Source organism: Micromonospora sp. NPDC047740 (assembly GCF_043204735.1).
Lineage (GTDB): Bacteria > Actinomycetota > Actinomycetes > Mycobacteriales > Micromonosporaceae > Micromonospora.
The window spans coordinates 218,256-237,287 of record NZ_JBIDCT010000002.1 but is presented as its reverse complement, the minus strand read 5'-3'; the positions used below and the strand labels follow the sequence as shown (position 1 = coordinate 237,287).

The following is a 19,032-nucleotide window of genomic DNA, read 5'->3' as shown; positions in this document are numbered from 1 at the left end:
CGACGTGCGGCGCGGGCCCGAAGGGGTACGGAACTTACTTCGCGTTGCCGGTGTTGGTCACCCGGAACGTGTAGTCCGCGTCCAGGTAGGTGAGGTCACCGGTCGGCAGGTTGGAGATCAGGACGGCGAAGTCGTCCTGCTTGCCGTTGGCGCACTTCGTCTTGAGTCCGCTGGCGGTGAACTGGTCGCCGGTGGTCCGGTAGACCCAGTTGCCCGCGCCGTCGGTGGTCTCCCCCGGCGAGGTGACGCCCGGGGTGAGGTCGCAGTGGCTGACCACCTGGACCGTCCAGTTGTTGTCCTGCACGCCGCTGGTGGCGAACCAGTTGCCCGCCGCCGAGGTGAGGTTCGCATCGGCGCCGTTGACCCGAACGTCGTCGACGAACCAGCCGGTGTCCATGTACGCGGCGTCGGTGGAGTACCGGAACCGCACGTCCGTCGCGCCGGTCGGCAGGTCGGCGGTCAGGTGCAGGTAGGCCGGGTCGTCCACGAAGTACCGGCCGCCGGAGGTGCCGGTCAGGCCGTTGCCCTCCTCGTTGTTGCCGTGCGGGTCGTCGTTGGTGGTGACGACCTGGCCGGCGTCGTTGCGCACCGGCACCGTCACCCAGTTGCCGTTGACCAGGGCTTCGACGAAGCCGTAGTCCCAGCCCTCCTCGATGAAGTACCAGCTCCAGAAGTCCAGCGAGGTCACGCCGCCGGAGGTGTCGACGTCGAGGATGTTGTCGTCCTGGCTCTCGTACCCGGCGTACCAGTGGGTCGTGCCGGTGTGCGGCGCGATCACCGTCTCGTCGTCGCCGTCGAAGGCCAGCGCCACGGTCGGGCCGGGGTTGCGGAACCGCTCGACGGACATGCCGAACGGCACGGCGGTGGTGTCGGGGCGGTTCTTCAGCCGCGCCCACTTGGCCTCCGGGGTGGCGCCCTGGTAGCGGCCCCGGCCGCCCCAGAAGACGTCGTCGGCGATGTCGATGGTCCAGGAGGTGTCCGCCGGGTCGCCGAAGTCGAACGCCTTGATGTCGTAGATCGGCGACTTCTCGTCGTCCAGGTAGACCGCCACCGACCAGTCGCGGAACAGGTCGGCCGCGCTGCGCAGGTGCCCGCCGGTCGCCGCGTTGAAGCTGTCGATGGCGTTCTGCACGCCGGTCATGCCGTCGGCCTGCTCCTCGAAGATCTTCTTGATGAGCAGGTCACCGGCCTTGCCGTCGTACTGCTTGTCCGGCGTGTAGGTGCCGTCGCCGTTGCCGCCGGCCTGCTCCCAGAGGTACTGGAAGTAGGTGAAGGAGGCGCCGTAGTTGGCCAGGGTGCTGCCCCACCGGGTCAGCGAGGTCTCCTCGTAGAAGACCTGCTGGTTGCTCAGGTGCGAGCCGCCGGCGTCCAGCCCGTTGAGGAAGATGGCGAAGTCGGCCAGGCCCTCGTCGACCCAGGACAGCTCGCCCGGGTCGCTGTAGTTGTGCAGCAGGTGCTGCAGCTCGTGCGCGACGGTGCCCTCGTACAGCTCGGGGCGGTCGTTGGCAGGGTTGTTGTCGCGCCACGGCGAGTCGTTCGGGCCGACCCGGTTGGCCCAGTCCAGGGCGTCGACCACGATGACGTTCATGCCGTTGGTCTGGATGAAGTCCGGCGCGAAGTAGCCGGCGGTGTAGGACGTCTGCGCGCAGTCGTAGTACGCGTCGTCCTGGATGTTGTAGAGCACCATGACCAGCGAGTCGCTGGCCGGCTCGTCCGGGTCGGCCGCGTCCATCGGGCCGAAGTGCTCCTCGTCCACCGCGACGATCTGGTTGGCGAGCTTGTCGCCGACATAGTTGATCTGCGCCTGGGTGAGGGTGAACTGCGCCGCCGTGGCCGTGGCGCAGGGGGTGAACCCGTCGCCCGGGTTGTGGTCGAACTGCGGGTCGAGGCTGGCCACGCCGGCCGGCGCGGTGCCGTCGAGCGGGGTGCCCTTCGGGACGTAGATGTAGACCGGGGTGCCGTCGGGCGTGGTGTTGGCGTACACCCGGGTGAAGTCCTGGTTGTACGTGCCGCCCGCCGCGCTGTCGTTGATCGGCAACGTGATGGTCGGCTCGCCGGGAAGGTTCTCGTGATCGTTGGCCTGGGCCGGGGCCGAGACCGTGAAGGCGAGCGCGGTGGCGCCCGCCACCGCCGCCGCGATCCGGCTCGGTCGTTTCAATAGCACGCGGATTCCTCCTGCTGGTGAGGCGGTGATCAGCGTCGGCCACCGCCGTCGGTTAACAGGGTCGCCCCGGTGAATGCTGCACTGAGCAGCTTTTGACCAGGGGATGTTGGCTTCAGGCAACCACTTGGGACAGTGCGCTGCGAAGCGGCGGCAGGTCACAAGTACGACACGATCGGGCGACGCGTCCCGTCATACGGACGATTGGCGCGAACCATCCGTACGCCGGCACCGCCCGGAGTTGGCCGGGCGGTGGCGAGTGAAAGCCGCTCGGAACGGTGATGCCGGAGAGCCGGGGAGGTAGCACGGGATTCCGGCCCGCCCGTTACCGTTCCGGTCGGGGAGGTGCAGGTGTACGTCGTATCGGTGATCAACTACAAGGGTGGGGTGGGTAAGACCACCATGACCGCCAACCTCGGGGCCGAGCTGGCCAACCGGGGGATGAAGGTACTGCTGATCGACCTCGATCCGCAGGCCAGCCTGACGTTCAGTTTCTACGAGCCGGACGACTGGCGGGACCGCCTGCGCGACGAGCGGACGGTCAAGCGCTGGTACGACGGACTGCGCGGGGACACCCCGGCGGTGACCCTCGGGGAGCTGGTGGTCTCCCCCGGCCCGGCGAACACCCAGCTGAAGGGCGCGGGGCGGCTCGACCTGATCGCGTCCCACCTCCAGCTGGTCGACATCGACCTGGCCCTGGCCCGGGGTGTCGCCGACGGCGACGAGTACGACGCCGAACTGTTCCGGGTCCGCGGTTCGCTCGACCAGGGGCTGCACGACCCGGCGCTGGACCCGTACGACCTGGTGCTCATCGACTGCCCGCCGAACTTCAACGTGGTCACCCAGTCGGCCATCATCGCCAGCGACCACCTGCTCATCCCGGCGAAGGCCGACTACCTGTCCACCCTCGGCATCGACTACCTGCACGGCAATGTCCGCGAGCTGGTCGACCGGTACAACGCGGACTCCCGCCGATTCGCCAAGATCCGGCGTCACCACAAGGTCGCCCCGGACATCGCGGGCGTGGTGTTCACGATGATCCAGCTGATGGCGCAGCAGCCGATCGCCGCGCACCAGGGCTACATGGACCAGGTACGGGCGCTGGGGGTGCCGGTGTTCCCCACCGCGCTGCGGGAGAACGTGACCCTGTTCGCCACGAACACGCCACGCGGGGTGCCGGTGGTGCTGCGGGACCGGGTCACCGCGCCGGCGGTCCGCGAGGAGCTACGTCAGATCACCACCGAGTTCCTGGCCCACCTCCAGCCCGCCTCGGCGGCAACGCCCTCCTACCCCGCCGCCAGCGGCGCGGCAGCCACCCCCGCCGTCCCCGTCACCAGCGGCGCGACGGGGGCAGACGCATGAGCGACCCGACCCAAGTGCTGGCCCGGGTGGCCGCGTTCCTCGGCGGTCTGTCCGCGACGGAGGTGGCCGACCTGGCCGCGGGACGCGCCCGGCTCGCGCTGCTCCCGGCCGCCGCCGACCCCGCGCCGCCCGCCCCCGGCGTCGCCCCGACGCGGGGGAACAGGGGCAGTGCACCGGCAGCCGCCGGACGGGCAGCGCCGCCGGGCGGCGCGCCGGGCGGGAAAATCCAGGACGTGGAGCGGGCCCAGGCCGCGCTCGCGGCGATGTCCCGGCGCGAGGACGGTACGGCGTACCTGGGGTCGTGGACGACCCGGGAACTGCGGGCGTTGGCCGCCCGGCTGGGACTGCGCGGGATCGCCGGGCTGCGGAAGATGGAGCTGGTCGAGCGGATCGTCGAGCGCACCATCGGCTTCCGGCTCAACTCCACCGCCATCCGCCAGCGCTGAGCCGCGACGTCGCGGCGCAGCGGTCCGGGAGGAGGAGTGTGTCCGCCGCCGCCTGCTGAGCCGCCCGGCACATACCTCGTGAGTCGCTGTCGACCTGATGTCGCAGGCGATTCACACCACGCGGGTGGACGCGGCCAGCCGGGCAGCGCCGAGGGCCCTACGCTGGGCAGGAGCGATGTCGAGGCGAGGAGGCCCAGGATGGCCGACGGCAGCAACCGCTACGCCGCCCTGCTGCGGGGTGTCAACGTCGGCAGCACCCGGCTCGCCATGGCGGACCTGCGTCGCCTGGTCGCCGACCTCGGCCACGAGGACGTGAAGACGTACCTGCAGAGCGGCAACGTGGTCTTCACCAGCCCACCGACGAAGGACGAGATCCTGGCCGAGGGCATCGAGCGCAAACTCGCTGACGAGCTCGGGTTGCGGGTGCCGGTGCTGGTCCGCGACGGCGGCGAGTTTGCCGCGGTCGCCGACGCCAGCCCGTACGCGGCGAAGCAGGACGACCCGACCCGGGTGCTGGTGGCCTTCCTGTCGGCCAAGCCCACCGCGGCGAAGGTCAAGGACCTGACCGTGCCGGCCGGCGAGAACATCGAGTACGAGGTGATCGGCCGGGAGTTGCACCTGCACTTCCCGGACGGCGGCTACGGGCGGACGAAGTTCACCAACGCGTACCTGGAGAAGAAGTTGGGGGTGGTCGCGACGACCCGCAACTGGAAGTCGGTGCTGGCACTGCGCGACCTGACCGGGGGCTGAGCGGCGGGACCGCCGGGCCCCGCCGCGGCCGGCGTCAGAAGTGGTACGCGGTGTGGGTACTCAGGCAGCAGCACGCGGCTGCGCCCAGCTCGCGGCCGAGGTGCTGGCGGTGGTCGAGCCGCCGCCCGGGCCGGCGGCGGTCGCGTCGGCCGCCCGCCCGTGGCCGGTGCTGTTCGAGGCGGGCCAGTCACCGGCCGGCTGACGCCGGCCGGTGACGCGCCGGTCAGCGCGGGGCGGGGACGACTGCCGGGGCCTGCTCCAGCACGGCCGTCGGAAGCTGCGGGCCGGCGGGCAGCGCCACCGGCTCCTTGGCCCGGGTGACCAGGTCGACCACGGTCCGGCTGAGCCGCTGGGCGGACTCCGACATGGACTGGTTCGCGGTGACGATGGCGGTGACCACTTCGGCCCGCTTCTGCTGGCCGTAGCGGACGGCGTCCTCGATGCCCCGGGCCTGCGCGTCGATCGACTCGGCTACCTCCAGGATGGTTTCCGGGCGGACGGTGGGGGTCTGGATCACCCGGGCGATCTGCGGCACGGCCGTCTTCGACGCCGCCGCGTACGCCGACAGCACGTCGTTGGCGCCGTCGGCGACCGCCTGCTGCATGTCGGCGGCCTGGTTGGCCTGCAACAGCAGCGCCCACTGGGCGATGGTGAGCTTCATCGTCGGGATGGTGAGGTTCATCAGCAGGGCGAGACGCTGGCCGAGTCCATAGTTGAGGGTGCGGATGTTGCGCACCTGCGGCGAGGTCGACCAGGCCACGAAGAGGCGCTGCTGGAACTCGTTGATCCGCACCTCCAGCGCCTGGGCGAACTCGGTGACCAGGGAGAGTCGTTCCTGCTGGTCCCGTTCGTCGGGTGCGCCGGGGGTGACGGTGATCGACCTGGCGTCCGCCAGCGCCGCGTCGCGGATCAGCTCCATCACCGCGATGACGCCGACGAGTTGCCCGATGGCCGCCTCGTTGGCCTTGTAGAGCTCGTCGCAGAGCACCACGTTGCGGCGTAGCTGCAACTGCTTGTCGCTGAGCTGCCCGGCGACCCGGTCGAGCTGCTGCTCGACGGTCCGGGCCTCCTCGAACAGCATCTCCAGCAGATCCCGCCCCTTGCGGAACAGGCCGCGGATGGCGTCGGAGAACTTGGCGAAGGTCTCCCGCACCTTGGGGTCGCTCGGGTCGTACTTGCGGCGGAAGCTGCGCATCCGGTCGTTGATCTCGTGCATGATGCTGGTCAGTTCCGGGATGTCGACCCGGCCGACCTCCCGGAAGATCCGGCTGACCTGCGCGTTGACCTGGTCCAACGCCTGGTTGCCGAAGTTCGCCAGGGCCTCGGTGTTGGCCAGCATGGTCGGGTAGAGCTGGCGGGCGGCCTGCTCGGCCTGCGTCCGCTGCGCCGGGGTGAGCAGGGCGGTGCAGGAGAAGGTCTTCGGTTCCGCGGTGGCCAGCGCGGTGGTGATGGCCGCGTCGGCGGCGCCGGCGGGCGGGTCGGCCGAGCCGCCGACGATGCTGCCGAAGTCGATCTGGAGTCCCTCGGTCATGACGTGGGTCCCTTCACTTGCAGGTGGTGGCGTCCTTCATGCAGCTGAGCAGCGCAAGCGTCACGTCGGCGGCCGGCGCGGGAGCAGCCCGGATCTGGTCGGCGAGCCCGATGTCGGGGAAGTCGGTGACGTCGTTCGCGCCGACCTGCACGGCCGAGCGGAAGCCGTACCGCTGCCAGGCGATGTCCTGGATCTTCGGGTCCTTGAGCGCGTCGATGAGCCGGCCGGCGGCCGGGTCGAGGGCGAGTACCGGGTGGTCGCTGTAGATGGTCGGGTCGGGGTAGAGCACCCGGACGTTCTTCAGCAGGTTGGCGCTGTTGTCGCCGCTCTGCACCACCTGCTGGATGATCTGGTTCTCGTAGCCGGCGTACAGCGGGGCCTTGAACTCGCCGCCCTGGGTGAGCCATTCCCGGAAGCCCGAGTCGGAACTGCGGGACTGCAGGCCCTGCGCGTCGTGCAGCGCGCGCATCGTGGGCAGGGCCCGGCGTGCCTGGGCGAGGCTCGGGGCGGAGAACCCGTCGGCAGTGGCGATGATGTTGAGCTGGAGCTGCGCCAGGGTGAATCCGCTGTTGGACTTGGCGGGATCGGTGCTGGCCACGGTGATCGGGCCACGCAAATCGGCCGCGCCGATCGCCTCCCAGGTGCCGCGCTTGACGACGTGGTCGAGGAGCAGGCCCTTCATGTCGACCACGAAGTACCGGTCGCCGCGGCGCTGCACGATGCCCTTGCGCAGGAGCGCGTCGGTGCCGCGCGGTCCGGCGTAGATGACCTCGGGCGACTGGAGCAGGTTCTCCGCCCGGTAGTCCGGGAAGGCTCCGGCGTGCTGGGCCTCGAAGACGCTCTGGGCGCTGGCGCTGGAGGGCCAGAGGCAGTCCAGCTTGCGGGCCTTGACCTCGTCGGTGCTCAGCTGCACCTGGTCGTAGGAGCCCAGCGGCTGGAAGGCGACCGCCAGCCGGTAGTCCTCGCGCAGGATCCGCTTGACCTCGCCGTCGGCCATCAGCTCGGACTTCTCGGAGCCGCCCACGCAGGTGACCGTGGTGGGTGGGCCGGCGGTCGCCGGGGTGTCCGCGGAGCGGCGCCAGAGCAGCGCCGCGACGACGCAGACGGCGATCACCGTGACCAGCCCGATCAGGAACCGGGTGCTGGGCAGTCTCAACGTGACTCCTTATCGGCCCAGGTCGGGCAGGCTGGGTGGGGCGACGGTGTCCAGGTTGGCGGTGTACTGCGCGATGTCGCCCTGGTTGACCAGCCGGACGCTGTCCAGGGCGAAGTCGGCGAAGCGTCGGAACGCGGCTTCGCCGTTGCGGCGCAGCATCTCCGGGTCGTGGTAGAGCACCGGCTGGCGCTGGATGTCGAGATACTGGCGTACCGCGCCGTCGAGGCTGCGTAGATGGCCGCCGACCTGGGCGGCGGTGGAGTAGAGGCTGTCCGGTGAGCGGTCGCGGACCCGCTCGAACAGTTCGGGGACGTACCGGCAGGCGTCGTCCAGGGCCCGGCGGGCCGCCGGGCTGCGCACGTCCCGGGCGAGTCGCTCGACGCCGCGCAGCACGCGCAGCGCCTCGCCCACCCGGTCGTCGGCCTCGTCGGCGTAGCTGTCGCTGGCCACCCGGGCGGCGGAGCGGTCGTCGAGCATCAGGTAGAGCCCGAGCGCGACGGCGGCGGCGAGCAGCGGCGCCCAGAGCAGGCTGCCGGTGAGGGCGAAGACCAGCGCGAAGGCGCCGACCGCGGCGGCCAGGGCGACGGGCGCGGCCAGCCGGCGCCTCACTTGTACCCCGCCGCCTGCCGCAGGGCCGCCACCAGGTCGTCCTGTCGGACGAAGGTGCCGTTGGTGGCGTCGGCGACCTCCTGGAGCTGGGTGGGGTCGGCGCCGCGGCCGAAGGCGATGGCGACGACCGGCACGCCGGCCGACCGTAGCGCGGCCAGGGCCTTCCCGCGCCGCTTGCTGTCGGACTGGCCGTCGGTCATCAGCACGACCAGCCGCTTGCGGTCGTCGGGCTGCGGCCGGGCCAGTTCGTCGGCGGCGCGGAGCAGGCAGGCGTACATGTCGGTGCCGCCGTCGGGCTGGTAGCCGGTCACCTTGCGGACCAGGTCGCGCAGTGCGGCGGGGTCGTTGCCGGGCACGGTCCACGGGCTGCCGCCGGTGATGTCGCCGTTGAAGATGCTGACGGTCGTGGTGTCCTTCGGGTGGGTCTGCAGGAAGTTCAGGGCGGCCTGCTCGGGGTCGAAGATCTGCCCGGCGGCGGCCTGGATGCCGGTCCACCCGTCGTTGTCGCCCATCGAACCGCTGCCGTCGAGGCAGTAGTAGACGGCGGCCGGCCGGCGGTAGCGGGTCTGGTAGCGGTCCAGCGCGGCCTGGATGACCGGGGCGGACGGGAACTGGATGGCCTGCTCGTTGATGGTGCCCTGGATGCCCCAGGCCGGGTTGAACACGGCCGGGTCGGGTTTGTCGAGGGTGAGCCCGACGCCGGCGGCGGGGCGGCGGCCCAGCTTGAGCAGCGCCGCCTGCGCGCCAGCGTCCTTGAGCAGGTGGTTCTGCAGCTCGGTGAAGATCCGGTGGGCGTTGTCGTTGCCGTCGTGCGGCAGGAAGCCCAGCGGCGCGTCGCTGACCGCGAGGGAGCCCCGGGGGTACGCCACCAGCAGCGGTTCCCGGCCGGCCTTGACCAGCTCGGTGTTCTTCTCGATGACCAGGTCCTCGTAGGTGAACATGGCCCGGCACTGGTCCGGGCGGGCGAGGCACTCGGTCATCAGGGTGCCGGTGGAGGGCGGGGTCTGGTCCATCGCCTTGACGAACCGGGTGACGCCCTGCTCGACGGCGGGCGAGTCGAGCTGCTGCTGGGTGAGCGGGGTGCCCGGGCCGTTGCCGGCGAAGTGGTTCAGGAAGCCGAAGAGCACCGTGGCGCCGGAGTTGGACTGGGTGGGGTTGGTGATCCACACCCTGGTCCGCCCCGATTCGACGGCCTGCAGAATGTCGGCGATCGGCACGTCGGAGCGGCCGGCGAAGCCGAGTTTGTCCATCTCGGAGCGCCAGGCGGCGAAGACGACCGGGGTGAGGAACATCGGCTGCACGTCGCGCAGCGCGCTGGCCCGGTCGCCCAGTTGCAGGAAGACGCTGGAGGCGAACCAGTACGCGTCGAAGTCGGTGCTGCCGGAGGCGAGCATCCGGGCCTGGTCCACCGAACCCTTGAAGGTGACCTCGCACTGGTAGTGCCGCTCGGCGCACCACGGCTTCACGACGGTGTCGACGACGGTTTGCTGTTCACTGCCGGCGACCATGCGCAGGGTGCCGGTGGCCGGCCCGTCGGTCCGCCGCGTCGTCGGCCCGTCCGTCGTACAGCCGGTGATCAGCACCAGCACCGCCACAGCCAGCGCCGTGAGTCTCTTGGCCCGCACCTGCACCCCGCTCCTGTCCGGTGGAAATCCGCATTCGGGCGGATCGAGGTCGTTGGTAGCACCGGCAAACCAACGGGACGGCCAACCTTGGGTGAACTCCAGGTGTCATGATCGTTTGTCGCGGATCACCGTCGGCCCGTCGTGAGGAACCGCCCCGATCGGGTAGGAGAGGCTGGTGGCATGGCCCGGACGAGGGCGTGGAAGCGCTTCCGGGCACCCCCGACGATGGGAGATGAGGCTTTCATGGCCGCGAACGGCGTTCCGACCATCGCACTCAACGACGGCAACACCATCCCGCAGCTCGGCTTCGGGGTCTTCCAGGTCCCGCCGCAGGAGACCGCGCAGGCCGTCGGCACGGCGCTGCAGGTCGGCTACCGGCACATCGACACCGCCCAGATGTACGGCAACGAGGCCGAGGTCGGACAGGCGGTCCGCACCTCCGGGCTGGACCGCGGCGAGGTCTTCGTCACCAGCAAGCTCAGCAACGGCTTCCACCGCCCCGACGACGCCCGCAAGGCGTTCGAGTCGACGTTGCAGGCGCTCAAGTTCGACTACCTCGACCTGTTCCTCATCCACTGGCCGCTCCCCACGCGGTACGACGGGGACTTCGTCTCGACGTGGCAGGTGCTGGAGGAGCTTCAGCGCGACGGCCGGGCGAAGTCGATCGGCGTGTCGAACTTCCAGGTGGCGCACCTGGAGCGGCTGGCCGCCGAGGCGCAGGTGATGCCGGCGGTGAACCAGATCGAGGCGCACCCGTACTTCGGCAACGAGGAGGTCCGCGCGTACGACCAGGCCCACAACATCATCACCGAGGCGTGGTCCCCGATCGCCCAGGGCAAGGTGCTGGACGACCCGACGATCATCGACATCGCCGAGGAGATGGGCCGCGCCCCGGCTCAGGTGGTGCTGCGCTGGCACATCCAGCGCGGCGACGTGGTCTTCCCGAAGTCGACCACGGCGAAGCGGATCGAGGAGAACTTCCGGATCTTCGACTTCGAGCTGGACGGCGCCACGATGGACCGGATCGGCGGCCTGGGCCAGGGCGAGGCCGGCCGGCAGGGGCCGAACCCGGACACCTTCGACTACGTACCGAGCTGACCAGGAACTCCGTCAGGAGCGGACGCGCTCACCGATCCGGCGGAAGGCCGCCTGGGTCGGCGAGCCCGGCTCGGGGACGTAGACGATGAGCCGCTGGTCGGTCTCCGGCACGTGCAGCACCCGGCACTCGAACTCCAGCGGGCCCAGCTCCGGATGGGCCACCCGCTTGACGGTGGGGCGCCGCTCCCCCACCTCGTGCTCGGCCCAGAGCGCGGCGAACCGCGGCGACGTCCCCAGCAGCTCGGTGACCAGCCCGGCGATCGCCGGGTCGGTCGGGTAACGGCCGTACGCGGCCCGCAGGTCGGCCATCGTGGTACGGGCGAAGCGCAGCGCCTCCGGGTCGGTCCAGTGCGACTCCGGGACCTTCCGGCCGAACATCCAGCGGATCATGTTGCGTTCGTCGGCCGGCACCGCCGACAGCTCGCCGACGAACCAGGTGGCCAGCCGGTTCCAGGCCAGCACCTCGTACGCGGCGTCGACCAGGTACGCGGGCGTCTCCGTCATCGCGTCCAGCAGGTGCCGCAGCCCCGGCGGCACCTGCCGGCTCGGCCCGGTCGGTTCCGGCGGGCTCTCCCCGGCGATCCGGAACAGGTACGCCCGCTCATCGCGGCCGAGCAGCAGCGCCCGGGCCAGCGCGGCGAGCACCTGCCGGGACGGGTGCGGGCCCCGGCCCTGCTCCAGCCGGATGTAGTAGTCGATGGACATGCCGGCGAGCTGGGCGACCTCCTGCCGGCGCAGGCCCGGCGTGCGGCGGCGTACCCCCTCGGGCAGGCCGACCTCGGCGGGGCGCAGCCGGGCGCGGCGGGTGCGCAGGAAGTCGGCCAGCTCATCACGGCGCAGGCTCGTCATGCCTCCAGCCTGCCGCAACCCCGACCCCCGAGGGTGGTACCGCCGGTACCAGCCTCGGCGGGCCTCTCCCGGCCGGCCCGTCGCGGCGGCAGCCTCGGTGCCATGACGACGACGATCGCCCTGATCACCGGGGCCAACAAGGGAATCGGGCTGGCCACCGCCCGGCAGTTCGGCGCGCGCGGGTGGACCGTGCTGGTCGGCGCGCGGGACGCCGCGCGGGGCCGGGAGGCGGAGCGGACGCTGCGCGCCGAGGGCGCGGACGCCCGGTTCGTGCCGCTGGACGTCACCGACGAGGCGTCGGTCGCCGCCGCGGCCGAGTTGGTCGAGCTGGAGTACGGCCACCTGGACGTGCTGGTCAACAACGCCGGCATCATCCGCGCCGACGGGTCGGCGCTGCCCAGCGAGACCACCCTCGCCACGCTGCGCGAGGTGTACGAGACGAATGTGTTCGGGGTGGTAGCGGTGACCAACGCGTTCCTGCCGCTGCTGCACAAGGCCCCCGCCGCGCGGATCGTGAACGTCTCCAGCGAGGTCGGCTCCATCGCGGTGATGACCGACCCGCAGGGCGCCCTGTTCGAGCTGACCTCGGTGCCGTACCCGTCGTCGAAGGCGGCGCTGAACATGGTCACCGCGATGTACGCCAAGGAGCTGCGGGACACCGCGATCAAGGTGAACGCGGCCAACCCCGGCTACTGCGCCACCGACCTCAACCACCACTCCGGCTTCCGTACCCCGGAGCAGGGCGCGGAGGTGAGCGTGCACCTGGCGACGCTGCCGGCGGACGGGCCGAGCGGGCTGCTGTGGGGTTTTCAGATGGATGCCGGCGGCGGCTACGGCGTGCTGCCGTGGTGAGGGCCTACCCGGCTGCCGCCGTGGCGCGGGCTTGACTTCGAGCGCGCTCGAAGGTCGAGGGTGGTCGGGGACGGCGCTCATCCCACGGGGAGGGATCCATGAGATACCGCACGATCGGCACCGACCCGGCCACCCGCCGCGAGGTCAGCGTGCTCAGCCTCGGCGCGATGCTGTTCGGCACCGCCACCGACGAGGCCACCTCGTACGCCATCCTCGACCGCTACGTCGAGGCCGGCGGCACGTTCATCGACACCTCGGACAATTACGCCTTCTGGCAGAACGGGGGCCAGGGCGGGGAGAGCGAGGAACTGCTCGGCCGCTGGCGGCGCAGCCGCGGCGTCGGCGCCGAGGTGTTCATCGCCACCAAGCTCGGCGCGCGGCCCCTGGCCCCGGGCACCAGCTATGTGGACAACCCGGAGGGGCTGTCGGCGAAGGTGATCCGCGAGTCGGCCGAGCGGAGCCGGGAGCGGCTCGGCGTGGACCGGCTCGACTTGCTCTACGCGCACATCGAGGACCGGACGGTGTCGCTGCGGGAGACCGTGGAGGGTTTCGCGGAGCTGGTCGGCGAGGGCACCGTCGGGCTGCTGGGTGCGAGCAACCACCGCGCCTGGCGGGTGGAGCGGGCCCGGAGCATCGCCGCCGCGGCCGGCCTGCCCGGGTACGAGGTGCTCCAGTATCACCGCAGCTACCTGCCCCCGCGGCTGGACCTGCCCAGCGAGCTGGACCCGGACGGCGACGTCGGCTGGGTCGGCCCCGACCTGGCCAGCTATCTGCGGGCCGAGCCGCAGCTGGCCCTGGTCGCGTACTCGCCGCTGCTCAAGGGCGCGTACGCCCGGCCCGACCGGTTGGGCGTCGAGTATGACCTGCCGAGCACCCCGGCCCGGCTGGCCGCGCTGCGTGCCGTGGCGGCGGAGACCGGCGGCACGGTCAACCAGGTGGTCCTGGCCTGGCTGATGGGCGGGGACATTCCGGCGATCGCGCTGGTCGGCGCGTCCTCGGTGGCGCAGCTGGACGAGAGCCTCGCCGCGGTCGACCTGGTGCTGACCGCGGAGCAGCGGGCGAGGCTGGACGCGGCCCGGTGACGGATGCCCACCGATCCACCGTTCGGCCGGGCCAGCCCGGCCGTCCGCGCGGCCCGGCCGCCCTCACCGGCACGCCAGGGTCCGCCACCTGTGCGTGGCCGGGGCCGTACCGCCGGGCAGGCCGGCGACATGGGTCTGGCTGACGGGACAGTCAGGCAGCGAGATTGGTTCGTATTGCTGTGGGGTACAGATCGCGATCGCCGAATACTGTAAGCGACCGGAGGATCGACGCCGCGCGGCTGTAGGCGGCGGCGCCGATGGCGCGAGCACCAACAGGAACGGATACCTCGCATCCCATGAGCACCTACCGGCGGCCCCCGGTCGTGGTGGCGCTGCCCGCGTACAACGAGGTGGCCAGGGGGCGGGCACGGGTCGCCCAGACCCGGCCGGTGGACCGGCCCGTCGTGGCGCCGGACAACCGCTCCAACGACACCGCCGCCATCACCGGCCGCGCCGCAACCGAGGTGTGGCACCGGCCCCACCCGACCCCGCACCGCCAGGGCCGGCACCGCCGGCCTGCCCGGGAGCGCCAGCGCGGCGCCGGGCGGCGCGACGCGGGGCACTCGGTGAGAAGAAACGCGGCTGCGGCCCGTGGTAGCGCCACGGTGCCTGGGCGGCTCATCGTGCTGGTTCCTGCGCACAACGAAGCCCAGGGGATCAGCGAAGCGGTCACCGCGCTGTTGCGGCAGACGTATCAGCCCACACAGGTTGTGGTCATCGCCGACAACTGTCGCGATGAAACGGCGAGACTGGCCGCACAGGCCGGTGCACGCGTCTTCACGACGTACGAGAACCGACACAAAAAAGCGGGCGCGCTGAATCAGGCTCTCGCCCAACTGCTACCGCGGCTGGCGAGTGACGACTTCGTGATGGTGGTGGACGCTGATTCGGTCCTGGACCCGCACTTCCTGACGCACGCGGTGGCGAAGCTCAGCGCCGACCGGCGGCTGGGTGCCGTAGGGGGCGTGTTCCGGGGCAGCAGCGGCAGCGGGTTCGTCGGCCACCTGCAACGCAACGAGTACATGCGGTACGCCCGGGACCTGGCCCGATTGAACGGGAAGTGCCTGGTGGTCACCGGGACCGCTGCGGTGTTCCGGGCAGGCACCCTGAAGGAAATCTCCGCGGCGAGACTCAGTGGCAAGCTCCCCACGGGCGACAGAGTGGGCGGCGTCTACGACACCACCGTCCTGACCGAGGACAATGAGATGACCTTCGCCCTGCGCCATCTCGGCTACACGGTCCTCTCCCCCAAGGAATGTTCACTGGTCACCGAGGTCATGGGCACCTGGGGCGACCTCTGGAGGCAGCGCCTGCGCTGGAAGCGGGGGGCCGTCGAGAACTGCTTTCAGTACGGGCTCACGCGTGTGACGTGGCGGTACTGGGGCAGGCAGTTGATGACCCTCCTCGGGGTGCTCGTCACCTTCGCGTATCTCGGATCCCTCGTGTACACCGTGGTCGCCTACGGGGGAATCCACATCCAGCCGTTCTGGCTGGCAATTTCCAGCATCTTTGTCGTCGAGCGGGTGGTGACCGTCCGCTATCGCGGCTGGAAGTACATGCTCGCTTCGGCAACGATGTACGAGTTGGTCCTTGACCTCTTTCTGCAATTCGTCCACGCCAAGGCATACGCAGATGCCATTCTGCGCCGAGAAAGGAACTGGTAACCAGAGATGTACAACAACGTGACTGCCCCTGCGGCTGCTGGTGCAGCTACTTCTGGTGGACTCGCCGTCACCGGAGCCAGCACCGTCTGGGTCGTGCTGGCAGGGTTCGCCATGGTGGCTGTCGGATCCGCGCTGATGCGAATCGCTCCGAAGCTTCGCCGGTCCCGGTGAAACTACCGCGACACTGACCGACCGGTCCGACCGACCCCGGCGGCGCAACGACGCGTCGCCGGGGTCGGCTGTCTCTCAGCCGCCGGCACCGTCACTTCTCGGTCGTGCCGGTCAGGTCGATGCGCCAGTCGTTGGCGCGGATCAGGTGCCCCGGCGGGTATTCGAACTCGGTCTCGCCGAGCAGCGTAAAACCGGCCTTGCGGCAAACCGCGTTCGACGCCGGGTTCTCGACCGACGGGTAGGCGTGCGCCCAGCGCCGGCTCCCCTCGGCGCGGGCCGCGTCCAGCGTCGCGAGCACCGCCGCGGTGGCCAGCCCTCTCCCCTGGTACGCCGGCAGCACCGCCCAGCCCAGCTCCCAGATCTGCTCGCCGCGCCAGGCGCGCTCCCAGTAACCGACGCTGCCCACCTTGGTCCCGTCCGGCAGCCCGATGGTGAACATGCAACCGGGACCGGCGCCGCTCGACCGCGCGTAGCGGGCGTTGCGGCTCACGACCTGCTCGTCGGTCTCCGGCCCGCCCGTGTGCCGCCGCACCTCCGGCGAGTTGAGCTGCCGCAACAGGTCCAGGTCGCCCTCGATCCACGGCTGGATGCGCACGTCGGCCATGCCGCCCCCTCGTCTCCGGCGCCATTCAAGCAGCCGCCACCGACACTCCGGGCCGCGTTCGGCGGCTCCGCCAGATCCGATCTGGCGGCTGCCGGCCGGCGTCTCGCGCCTGACGGGTGAGGCCCGACGGAGCCGGGGAGGAAGCATGGCGCCGCTACAGCTCGCCGTGATCATCGGCAGTACCCGCGAGGGGCGGATGGGCGACCGGATCGGTCGCTGGTTCGTCGACCAGGCGCGGCAGCGCGACGACATGGCGGTGTCCGTCGTCGACCTCGCCACGTACGACTTCCCCGCCAGCTACCCCGCTGAGCCGACGGCCACCATGCGGTCGTTCGCCGAGGAGGTGAGCCGGGCGGAGGCGTTCGTCGTAGTCACCCCCGAGTACAACCACAGCTTCCCGGCCTCGTTGAAACAGGCGATCGACTACGCGTACGACGAGTGGCAGGCCAAGCCGGTCGGCTTCGTGTCGTACGGCTGCCGTTCGGTCGGCCTGCACGCGGTCGACCAGCTCCGGACGGTCTTCACCGCCCTGCACGCCGTGACGGTGCGCGACTTCGTCGGTGTCGACCTGCTCGGTGCTGAGTCGACGCCGCAGGTCGAGGACCAACTGCGCCAGGACGCCCAGGTGCTGCTCGACGAGCTCTGCTGGTGGGGACTGGCGCTGCGCGACGGCCGGGCGGCGCGCCCGTACGTCTCCTGATTGTCGAAGGAAGGTAGTGATCATGAGTAAACGGAACACCGGTCTGGCTGTCGAGGCCGACGGGCTGGTCCGCTCGTTCGGCGCGACCCGCGCGCTCGACGGCCTGGACCTTCAGGTCCCGGCCGGCACCGTCTACGGGCTGCTCGGCCCGAACGGTGCCGGCAAGACCACGGCGGTGCGGGTGCTGGCGACGCTGTTGCGCCCCGACGGCGGGCGGGCGCGGGTGTTCGGCCACGACGTGGTGACGGAGGCCGACGCGGTGCGCGCCCGGGTCAGCCTGACCGGCCAGTACGCCTCGCTGGACGAGGACCTGACCGGATCGGAGAACCTGGTCCTGCTGGGCCGCCTGCTCGGGCTGCCCAAGCCGGCCGCCCGGGCGCGAGCGGAGAGCCTGCTCGCCGCGTTCGGTCTGACGGACGCGGCGGGCCGGCAGGTGAAGAAGTACTCGGGCGGGATGCGGCGGCGGATCGACATCGCGGCGAGCATCCTGAACACCCCGGACCTGCTCTTCCTGGACGAGCCGACGACGGGGCTGGACCCGCGCAGCCGCAACCAGGTGTGGGAGATCGTCCGGGCGGTGGTGGCGCACGGCACGACGGTGCTGCTGACCACGCAGTACCTGGACGAGGCCGACCAGCTCGCCGGCCGGATCGCGGTGATCGACCACGGCAAGGTGATCGCCGAGGGCACCCCGGGCGAGCTGAAGTCGTCGGTCGGCTCCGGCACCATCCATGTGCGGCTGCGCGACGCGGGCCAGCGGCCGGAGGCCGAGAAGGTGCTCCAGGCGGCGCTCGGCGTGCCGGTGCAGCTCGAACCGGATCCGGTGGCCATGACGGCCCGGGTCGGCGAGGAGGGCAGCGACCTCGAGGCCAACGAGCAGGCCGCTCGGGCGCTCGGGGAGCTGGCCCGCGCCGGCATCGTCGTCGACGACTTCTCCCTCGGCCAGCCGAGCCTGGACGAGGTGTTCCTGGCCCTCACCGACCACCCCGCCGTCGCGGCCGACGAGCGGGACGACCAGCTGGAGGCAGCCCGATGAGCGACACCGCGACCACCACCGGGCGGGCGCCGTCCGTCTACGTGCCGTCCGCCGAGGCGTTGGCGACGGTCCTCGCGCCGGGTGCCCGGCCACCGCGGCCGAATGCCTTGTCGGCGTCGCTCACGTTCGGCTGGCGGGCGCTGCTGAAGATCAAGCACGTGCCGGAGCAGCTGTTCGACGTGACCGCGTTCCCGATCATCATGGTGCTGATGTTCACGTACCTGTTCGGCGGCGCCCTCGCCGGCAGCCCGCGGGACTACCTGCAGTTCTTCCTGCCCGGAATCATGGTGACCAGCGTCGTGATGATCACCATGTACACCGGGGTCGGCCTCAACAACGACATCGAGAAGGGCGTCTTCGACCGGATCCGGACCCTGCCGGTCTGGCGGCCGGCGGCGCTGGTCGGGATGATCTTCGGCGACGTGCTGCGTTACATCCTCGCCGCGGTGGTCATCCTCGGCGTCGGGCTGGCGCTCGGTTTCCGGCCCGGCGGCGGGCTGCTCGGCGTGCTGGCGGGCATCGGCCTGCTGGTGGTCTTCTCGTTCGCGTTCTCCTGGGTCTGGACGTTCTTCGGCCTGGTGCTGCGCAGCGAGAAGTCGGTGATGGGGGTCAGCATGATGGTGCTGTTCCCGCTGACCTTCCTGAGCAACGTCTTCGTCAACCCGAGCACCATGCCGGGCTGGCTGCAGGCGTTCGTCAAGGTCAACCCGATCACCCATCTGGTGGCCTCGGTACGCGCGGCGATGGCCGGCTCGTCCGACGCGGCGAACACGATGTGGCTGCTGCTGTGGAGCGTCGGGTTCGTCGTGGTCTTCGGCTCGCTGACCATGTACCGCTACAACCGCCGCTGATCCTCCGCTCGACGACGGGCGTCCCGGCTGGGGCGCCCGTCGTCCGTCCTTTGCGGAGCTGAGTAGCCACCTTTTTGTGGGTACTTGGCGGCGGCTGACGGCGGGGCCAAGCTGGTCATGGGCGGTCGAGGGACCGCCAGTGTGCGAAACGAGCCGGAGGTGGCGATGCTTCAGGACGCCGGTTGGGCGTTGGTGAGCTTCGCCAGGCGACGGTGGCCCCAGTCCGACAGGGGTGCCAGCGCCTCGGAGAGTTCGCGACCGAAGGCGGTAAGGAAATATTCAGTCTTCAACGGCAGCTCGTCGTGTACCTCCCGGTGCACCAGCCCATCGACCTCCATCTCCCGAAGGGCCTGAGTCAGCACCTTCTCGGTAAGGCCGGGCAGGCTCCGCCGTAGCTCTCCGGGACGGCGCGGACCGGATTCCAGCAGCCAGAGCAGAATCGTCTTCCACTTGCCGTCGATCACGGCGATCGCGGCGGTCACTCC

Annotated in this window: 19 protein-coding genes; 11 read left to right on the top strand and 8 right to left on the bottom strand. The window is 70.8% G+C overall.

Translation table 11 applies throughout. From position 1 onward, the window contains the following. Positions 1-34 precede the first annotated feature (34 nt). Positions 35-2,164 (bottom strand): hypothetical protein, encoded by a 2,130-nt coding sequence (locus ACGF4F_RS05655; RefSeq protein ID WP_393075260.1) that lies wholly within the window; start codon positions 2,162-2,164, stop codon positions 35-37. A gap of 348 nt (positions 2,165-2,512) precedes the next feature. Between ACGF4F_RS05655 and ACGF4F_RS05650 the strand changes: the two genes are divergently transcribed. The 4 genes from ACGF4F_RS05650 (at position 2,513) to ACGF4F_RS05635 (ending at position 4,921) form a co-directional block, all read left to right on the top strand. Next, positions 2,513-3,523, top strand: coding sequence for a ParA family protein (locus ACGF4F_RS05650; RefSeq protein ID WP_393075257.1), 1,011 nt, complete (start codon positions 2,513-2,515; stop codon positions 3,521-3,523). Beyond that, positions 3,520-3,969, top strand: a complete 450-nt coding sequence (locus ACGF4F_RS05645; protein WP_393075254.1) for a Rho termination factor N-terminal domain-containing protein — start codon at positions 3,520-3,522, stop codon at positions 3,967-3,969. The genes ACGF4F_RS05650 and ACGF4F_RS05645 overlap by 4 nt, the downstream gene beginning before the upstream one ends. A 198-nt stretch (positions 3,970-4,167) precedes the next feature. Further along, positions 4,168-4,719, top strand: coding sequence for a DUF1697 domain-containing protein (locus tag ACGF4F_RS05640; RefSeq protein WP_393075251.1), 552 nt, complete (start codon positions 4,168-4,170; stop codon positions 4,717-4,719). Between the two features lie 52 nt (positions 4,720-4,771). Further along, the gene (locus ACGF4F_RS05635) at positions 4,772-4,921 is read left to right on the top strand and encodes a hypothetical protein (protein WP_393075248.1); all 150 of its coding nucleotides are present in this window, start codon (positions 4,772-4,774) and stop codon (positions 4,919-4,921) included. Positions 4,922-4,942: 21 nt separating this feature from the next. Here the strand turns inward: ACGF4F_RS05635 and ACGF4F_RS05630 are convergent, their stop codons facing one another. The 4 genes from ACGF4F_RS05630 to ACGF4F_RS05615 are packed head-to-tail and all read right to left on the bottom strand — an operon-like array spanning position 4,943 to position 9,640. Continuing rightward, entirely contained in the window at positions 4,943-6,250 is a 1,308-nt protein-coding gene (locus ACGF4F_RS05630) for a toxic anion resistance protein (protein WP_393075245.1), read from the bottom strand. A 13-nt stretch (positions 6,251-6,263) separates the two neighbouring features. Then, positions 6,264-7,406: a hypothetical protein gene (locus ACGF4F_RS05625; protein ID WP_393075242.1), complete on the bottom strand. Its 1,143-nt coding sequence runs from the start codon at positions 7,404-7,406 to the stop codon at positions 6,264-6,266. A 9-nt stretch (positions 7,407-7,415) separates the two neighbouring features. After that, positions 7,416-8,015, bottom strand: a complete 600-nt coding sequence (locus ACGF4F_RS05620) for a hypothetical protein (RefSeq protein WP_357434150.1) — start codon at positions 8,013-8,015, stop codon at positions 7,416-7,418. Then, complete coding sequence (locus ACGF4F_RS05615; RefSeq protein WP_393075239.1) at positions 8,012-9,640, bottom strand: VWA domain-containing protein; 1,629 nt, start codon at positions 9,638-9,640, stop codon at positions 8,012-8,014. Before ACGF4F_RS05615 ends, ACGF4F_RS05620 begins: the two co-directional genes overlap by 4 nt. Before the next feature lie 243 nt (positions 9,641-9,883). Here ACGF4F_RS05615 and ACGF4F_RS05610 point away from each other — a divergent pair, with 243 nt between their 5' ends. Then, on the top strand, positions 9,884-10,738 hold the full coding sequence (locus ACGF4F_RS05610; protein WP_393075236.1) for an aldo/keto reductase: 855 nt from the start codon (positions 9,884-9,886) through the stop codon (positions 10,736-10,738). Between the two features lie 12 nt (positions 10,739-10,750). On the opposite strand, the gene ACGF4F_RS05605 is transcribed toward ACGF4F_RS05610, so the two are convergent. Continuing rightward, entirely contained in the window at positions 10,751-11,587 is an 837-nt protein-coding gene (locus tag ACGF4F_RS05605; protein WP_357434156.1) for a helix-turn-helix transcriptional regulator, read from the bottom strand. A gap of 102 nt (positions 11,588-11,689) precedes the next feature. Here ACGF4F_RS05605 and ACGF4F_RS05600 point away from each other — a divergent pair, with 102 nt between their 5' ends. From ACGF4F_RS05600 to ACGF4F_RS05590, 3 genes are all read left to right on the top strand, one after another. Continuing rightward, on the top strand, positions 11,690-12,439 hold the full coding sequence (locus ACGF4F_RS05600) for an SDR family oxidoreductase (RefSeq protein WP_393075233.1): 750 nt from the start codon (positions 11,690-11,692) through the stop codon (positions 12,437-12,439). Between the two features lie 98 nt (positions 12,440-12,537). Continuing rightward, entirely contained in the window at positions 12,538-13,521 is a 984-nt protein-coding gene (locus ACGF4F_RS05595) for an aldo/keto reductase (protein ID WP_393075230.1), read from the top strand. Between the two features lie 296 nt (positions 13,522-13,817). Beyond that, on the top strand, positions 13,818-15,185 hold the full coding sequence (locus ACGF4F_RS05590) for a glycosyltransferase family 2 protein (RefSeq protein WP_393075227.1): 1,368 nt from the start codon (positions 13,818-13,820) through the stop codon (positions 15,183-15,185). A gap of 262 nt (positions 15,186-15,447) precedes the next feature. Here ACGF4F_RS05590 and ACGF4F_RS05585 read toward each other — a convergent pair whose 3' ends face one another. Then, positions 15,448-15,960 (bottom strand): GNAT family N-acetyltransferase, encoded by a 513-nt coding sequence (locus ACGF4F_RS05585; protein ID WP_393075224.1) that lies wholly within the window; start codon positions 15,958-15,960, stop codon positions 15,448-15,450. A 145-nt stretch (positions 15,961-16,105) separates the two neighbouring features. Here ACGF4F_RS05585 and ACGF4F_RS05580 point away from each other — a divergent pair, with 145 nt between their 5' ends. Genes ACGF4F_RS05580 through ACGF4F_RS05570 form a run of 3 tightly spaced genes read left to right on the top strand, consistent with a single transcriptional unit; the run spans position 16,106 to position 18,547 of the window. After that, complete coding sequence (locus tag ACGF4F_RS05580) at positions 16,106-16,660, top strand: NADPH-dependent FMN reductase (RefSeq protein ID WP_393075221.1); 555 nt, start codon at positions 16,106-16,108, stop codon at positions 16,658-16,660. A 22-nt stretch (positions 16,661-16,682) separates the two neighbouring features. After that, a complete protein-coding gene (locus tag ACGF4F_RS05575; RefSeq protein WP_393075218.1) occupies positions 16,683-17,696 on the top strand; it encodes an ATP-binding cassette domain-containing protein in 1,014 nt (337 codons plus the stop codon). Next, a complete protein-coding gene (locus tag ACGF4F_RS05570) occupies positions 17,693-18,547 on the top strand; it encodes an ABC transporter permease (protein ID WP_387273960.1) in 855 nt (284 codons plus the stop codon). The genes ACGF4F_RS05575 and ACGF4F_RS05570 overlap by 4 nt, the downstream gene beginning before the upstream one ends. 170 nt (positions 18,548-18,717) lie before the next feature. Here the strand turns inward: ACGF4F_RS05570 and ACGF4F_RS05565 are convergent, their stop codons facing one another. Continuing rightward, positions 18,718-19,029: a winged helix-turn-helix transcriptional regulator gene (locus ACGF4F_RS05565; protein ID WP_393075214.1), complete on the bottom strand. Its 312-nt coding sequence runs from the start codon at positions 19,027-19,029 to the stop codon at positions 18,718-18,720. Positions 19,030-19,032 lie beyond the last annotated feature (3 nt).

Excerpts from the sequence above, each read along its gene's own strand:
- ACGF4F_RS05630 (WP_393075245.1), bottom strand. The coding sequence starts at position 6,250 with ATGACCGAGGGACTCCAGATCGACTTCGGCAGCATCGTCGGCGGCTCG.
- ACGF4F_RS05570 (WP_387273960.1), top strand. The coding sequence starts at position 17,693 with ATGAGCGACACCGCGACCACCACCGGGCGGGCGCCGTCCGTCTACGTG.
- ACGF4F_RS05585 (WP_393075224.1), bottom strand. The coding sequence starts at position 15,960 with ATGGCCGACGTGCGCATCCAGCCGTGGATCGAGGGCGACCTGGACCTG.
- ACGF4F_RS05645 (WP_393075254.1), top strand. The coding sequence starts at position 3,520 with ATGAGCGACCCGACCCAAGTGCTGGCCCGGGTGGCCGCGTTCCTCGGC.
- ACGF4F_RS05640 (WP_393075251.1), top strand. The coding sequence starts at position 4,168 with ATGGCCGACGGCAGCAACCGCTACGCCGCCCTGCTGCGGGGTGTCAAC.
- ACGF4F_RS05605 (WP_357434156.1), bottom strand. The coding sequence starts at position 11,587 with ATGACGAGCCTGCGCCGTGATGAGCTGGCCGACTTCCTGCGCACCCGC.
- ACGF4F_RS05600 (WP_393075233.1), top strand. The coding sequence starts at position 11,690 with ATGACGACGACGATCGCCCTGATCACCGGGGCCAACAAGGGAATCGGG.
- ACGF4F_RS05590 (WP_393075227.1), top strand. The coding sequence starts at position 13,818 with ATGAGCACCTACCGGCGGCCCCCGGTCGTGGTGGCGCTGCCCGCGTAC.
- ACGF4F_RS05610 (WP_393075236.1), top strand. The coding sequence starts at position 9,884 with ATGGCCGCGAACGGCGTTCCGACCATCGCACTCAACGACGGCAACACC.
- ACGF4F_RS05575 (WP_393075218.1), top strand. The coding sequence starts at position 16,683 with ATGAGTAAACGGAACACCGGTCTGGCTGTCGAGGCCGACGGGCTGGTC.
- ACGF4F_RS05595 (WP_393075230.1), top strand. The coding sequence starts at position 12,538 with ATGAGATACCGCACGATCGGCACCGACCCGGCCACCCGCCGCGAGGTC.
- ACGF4F_RS05580 (WP_393075221.1), top strand. The coding sequence starts at position 16,106 with ATGGCGCCGCTACAGCTCGCCGTGATCATCGGCAGTACCCGCGAGGGG.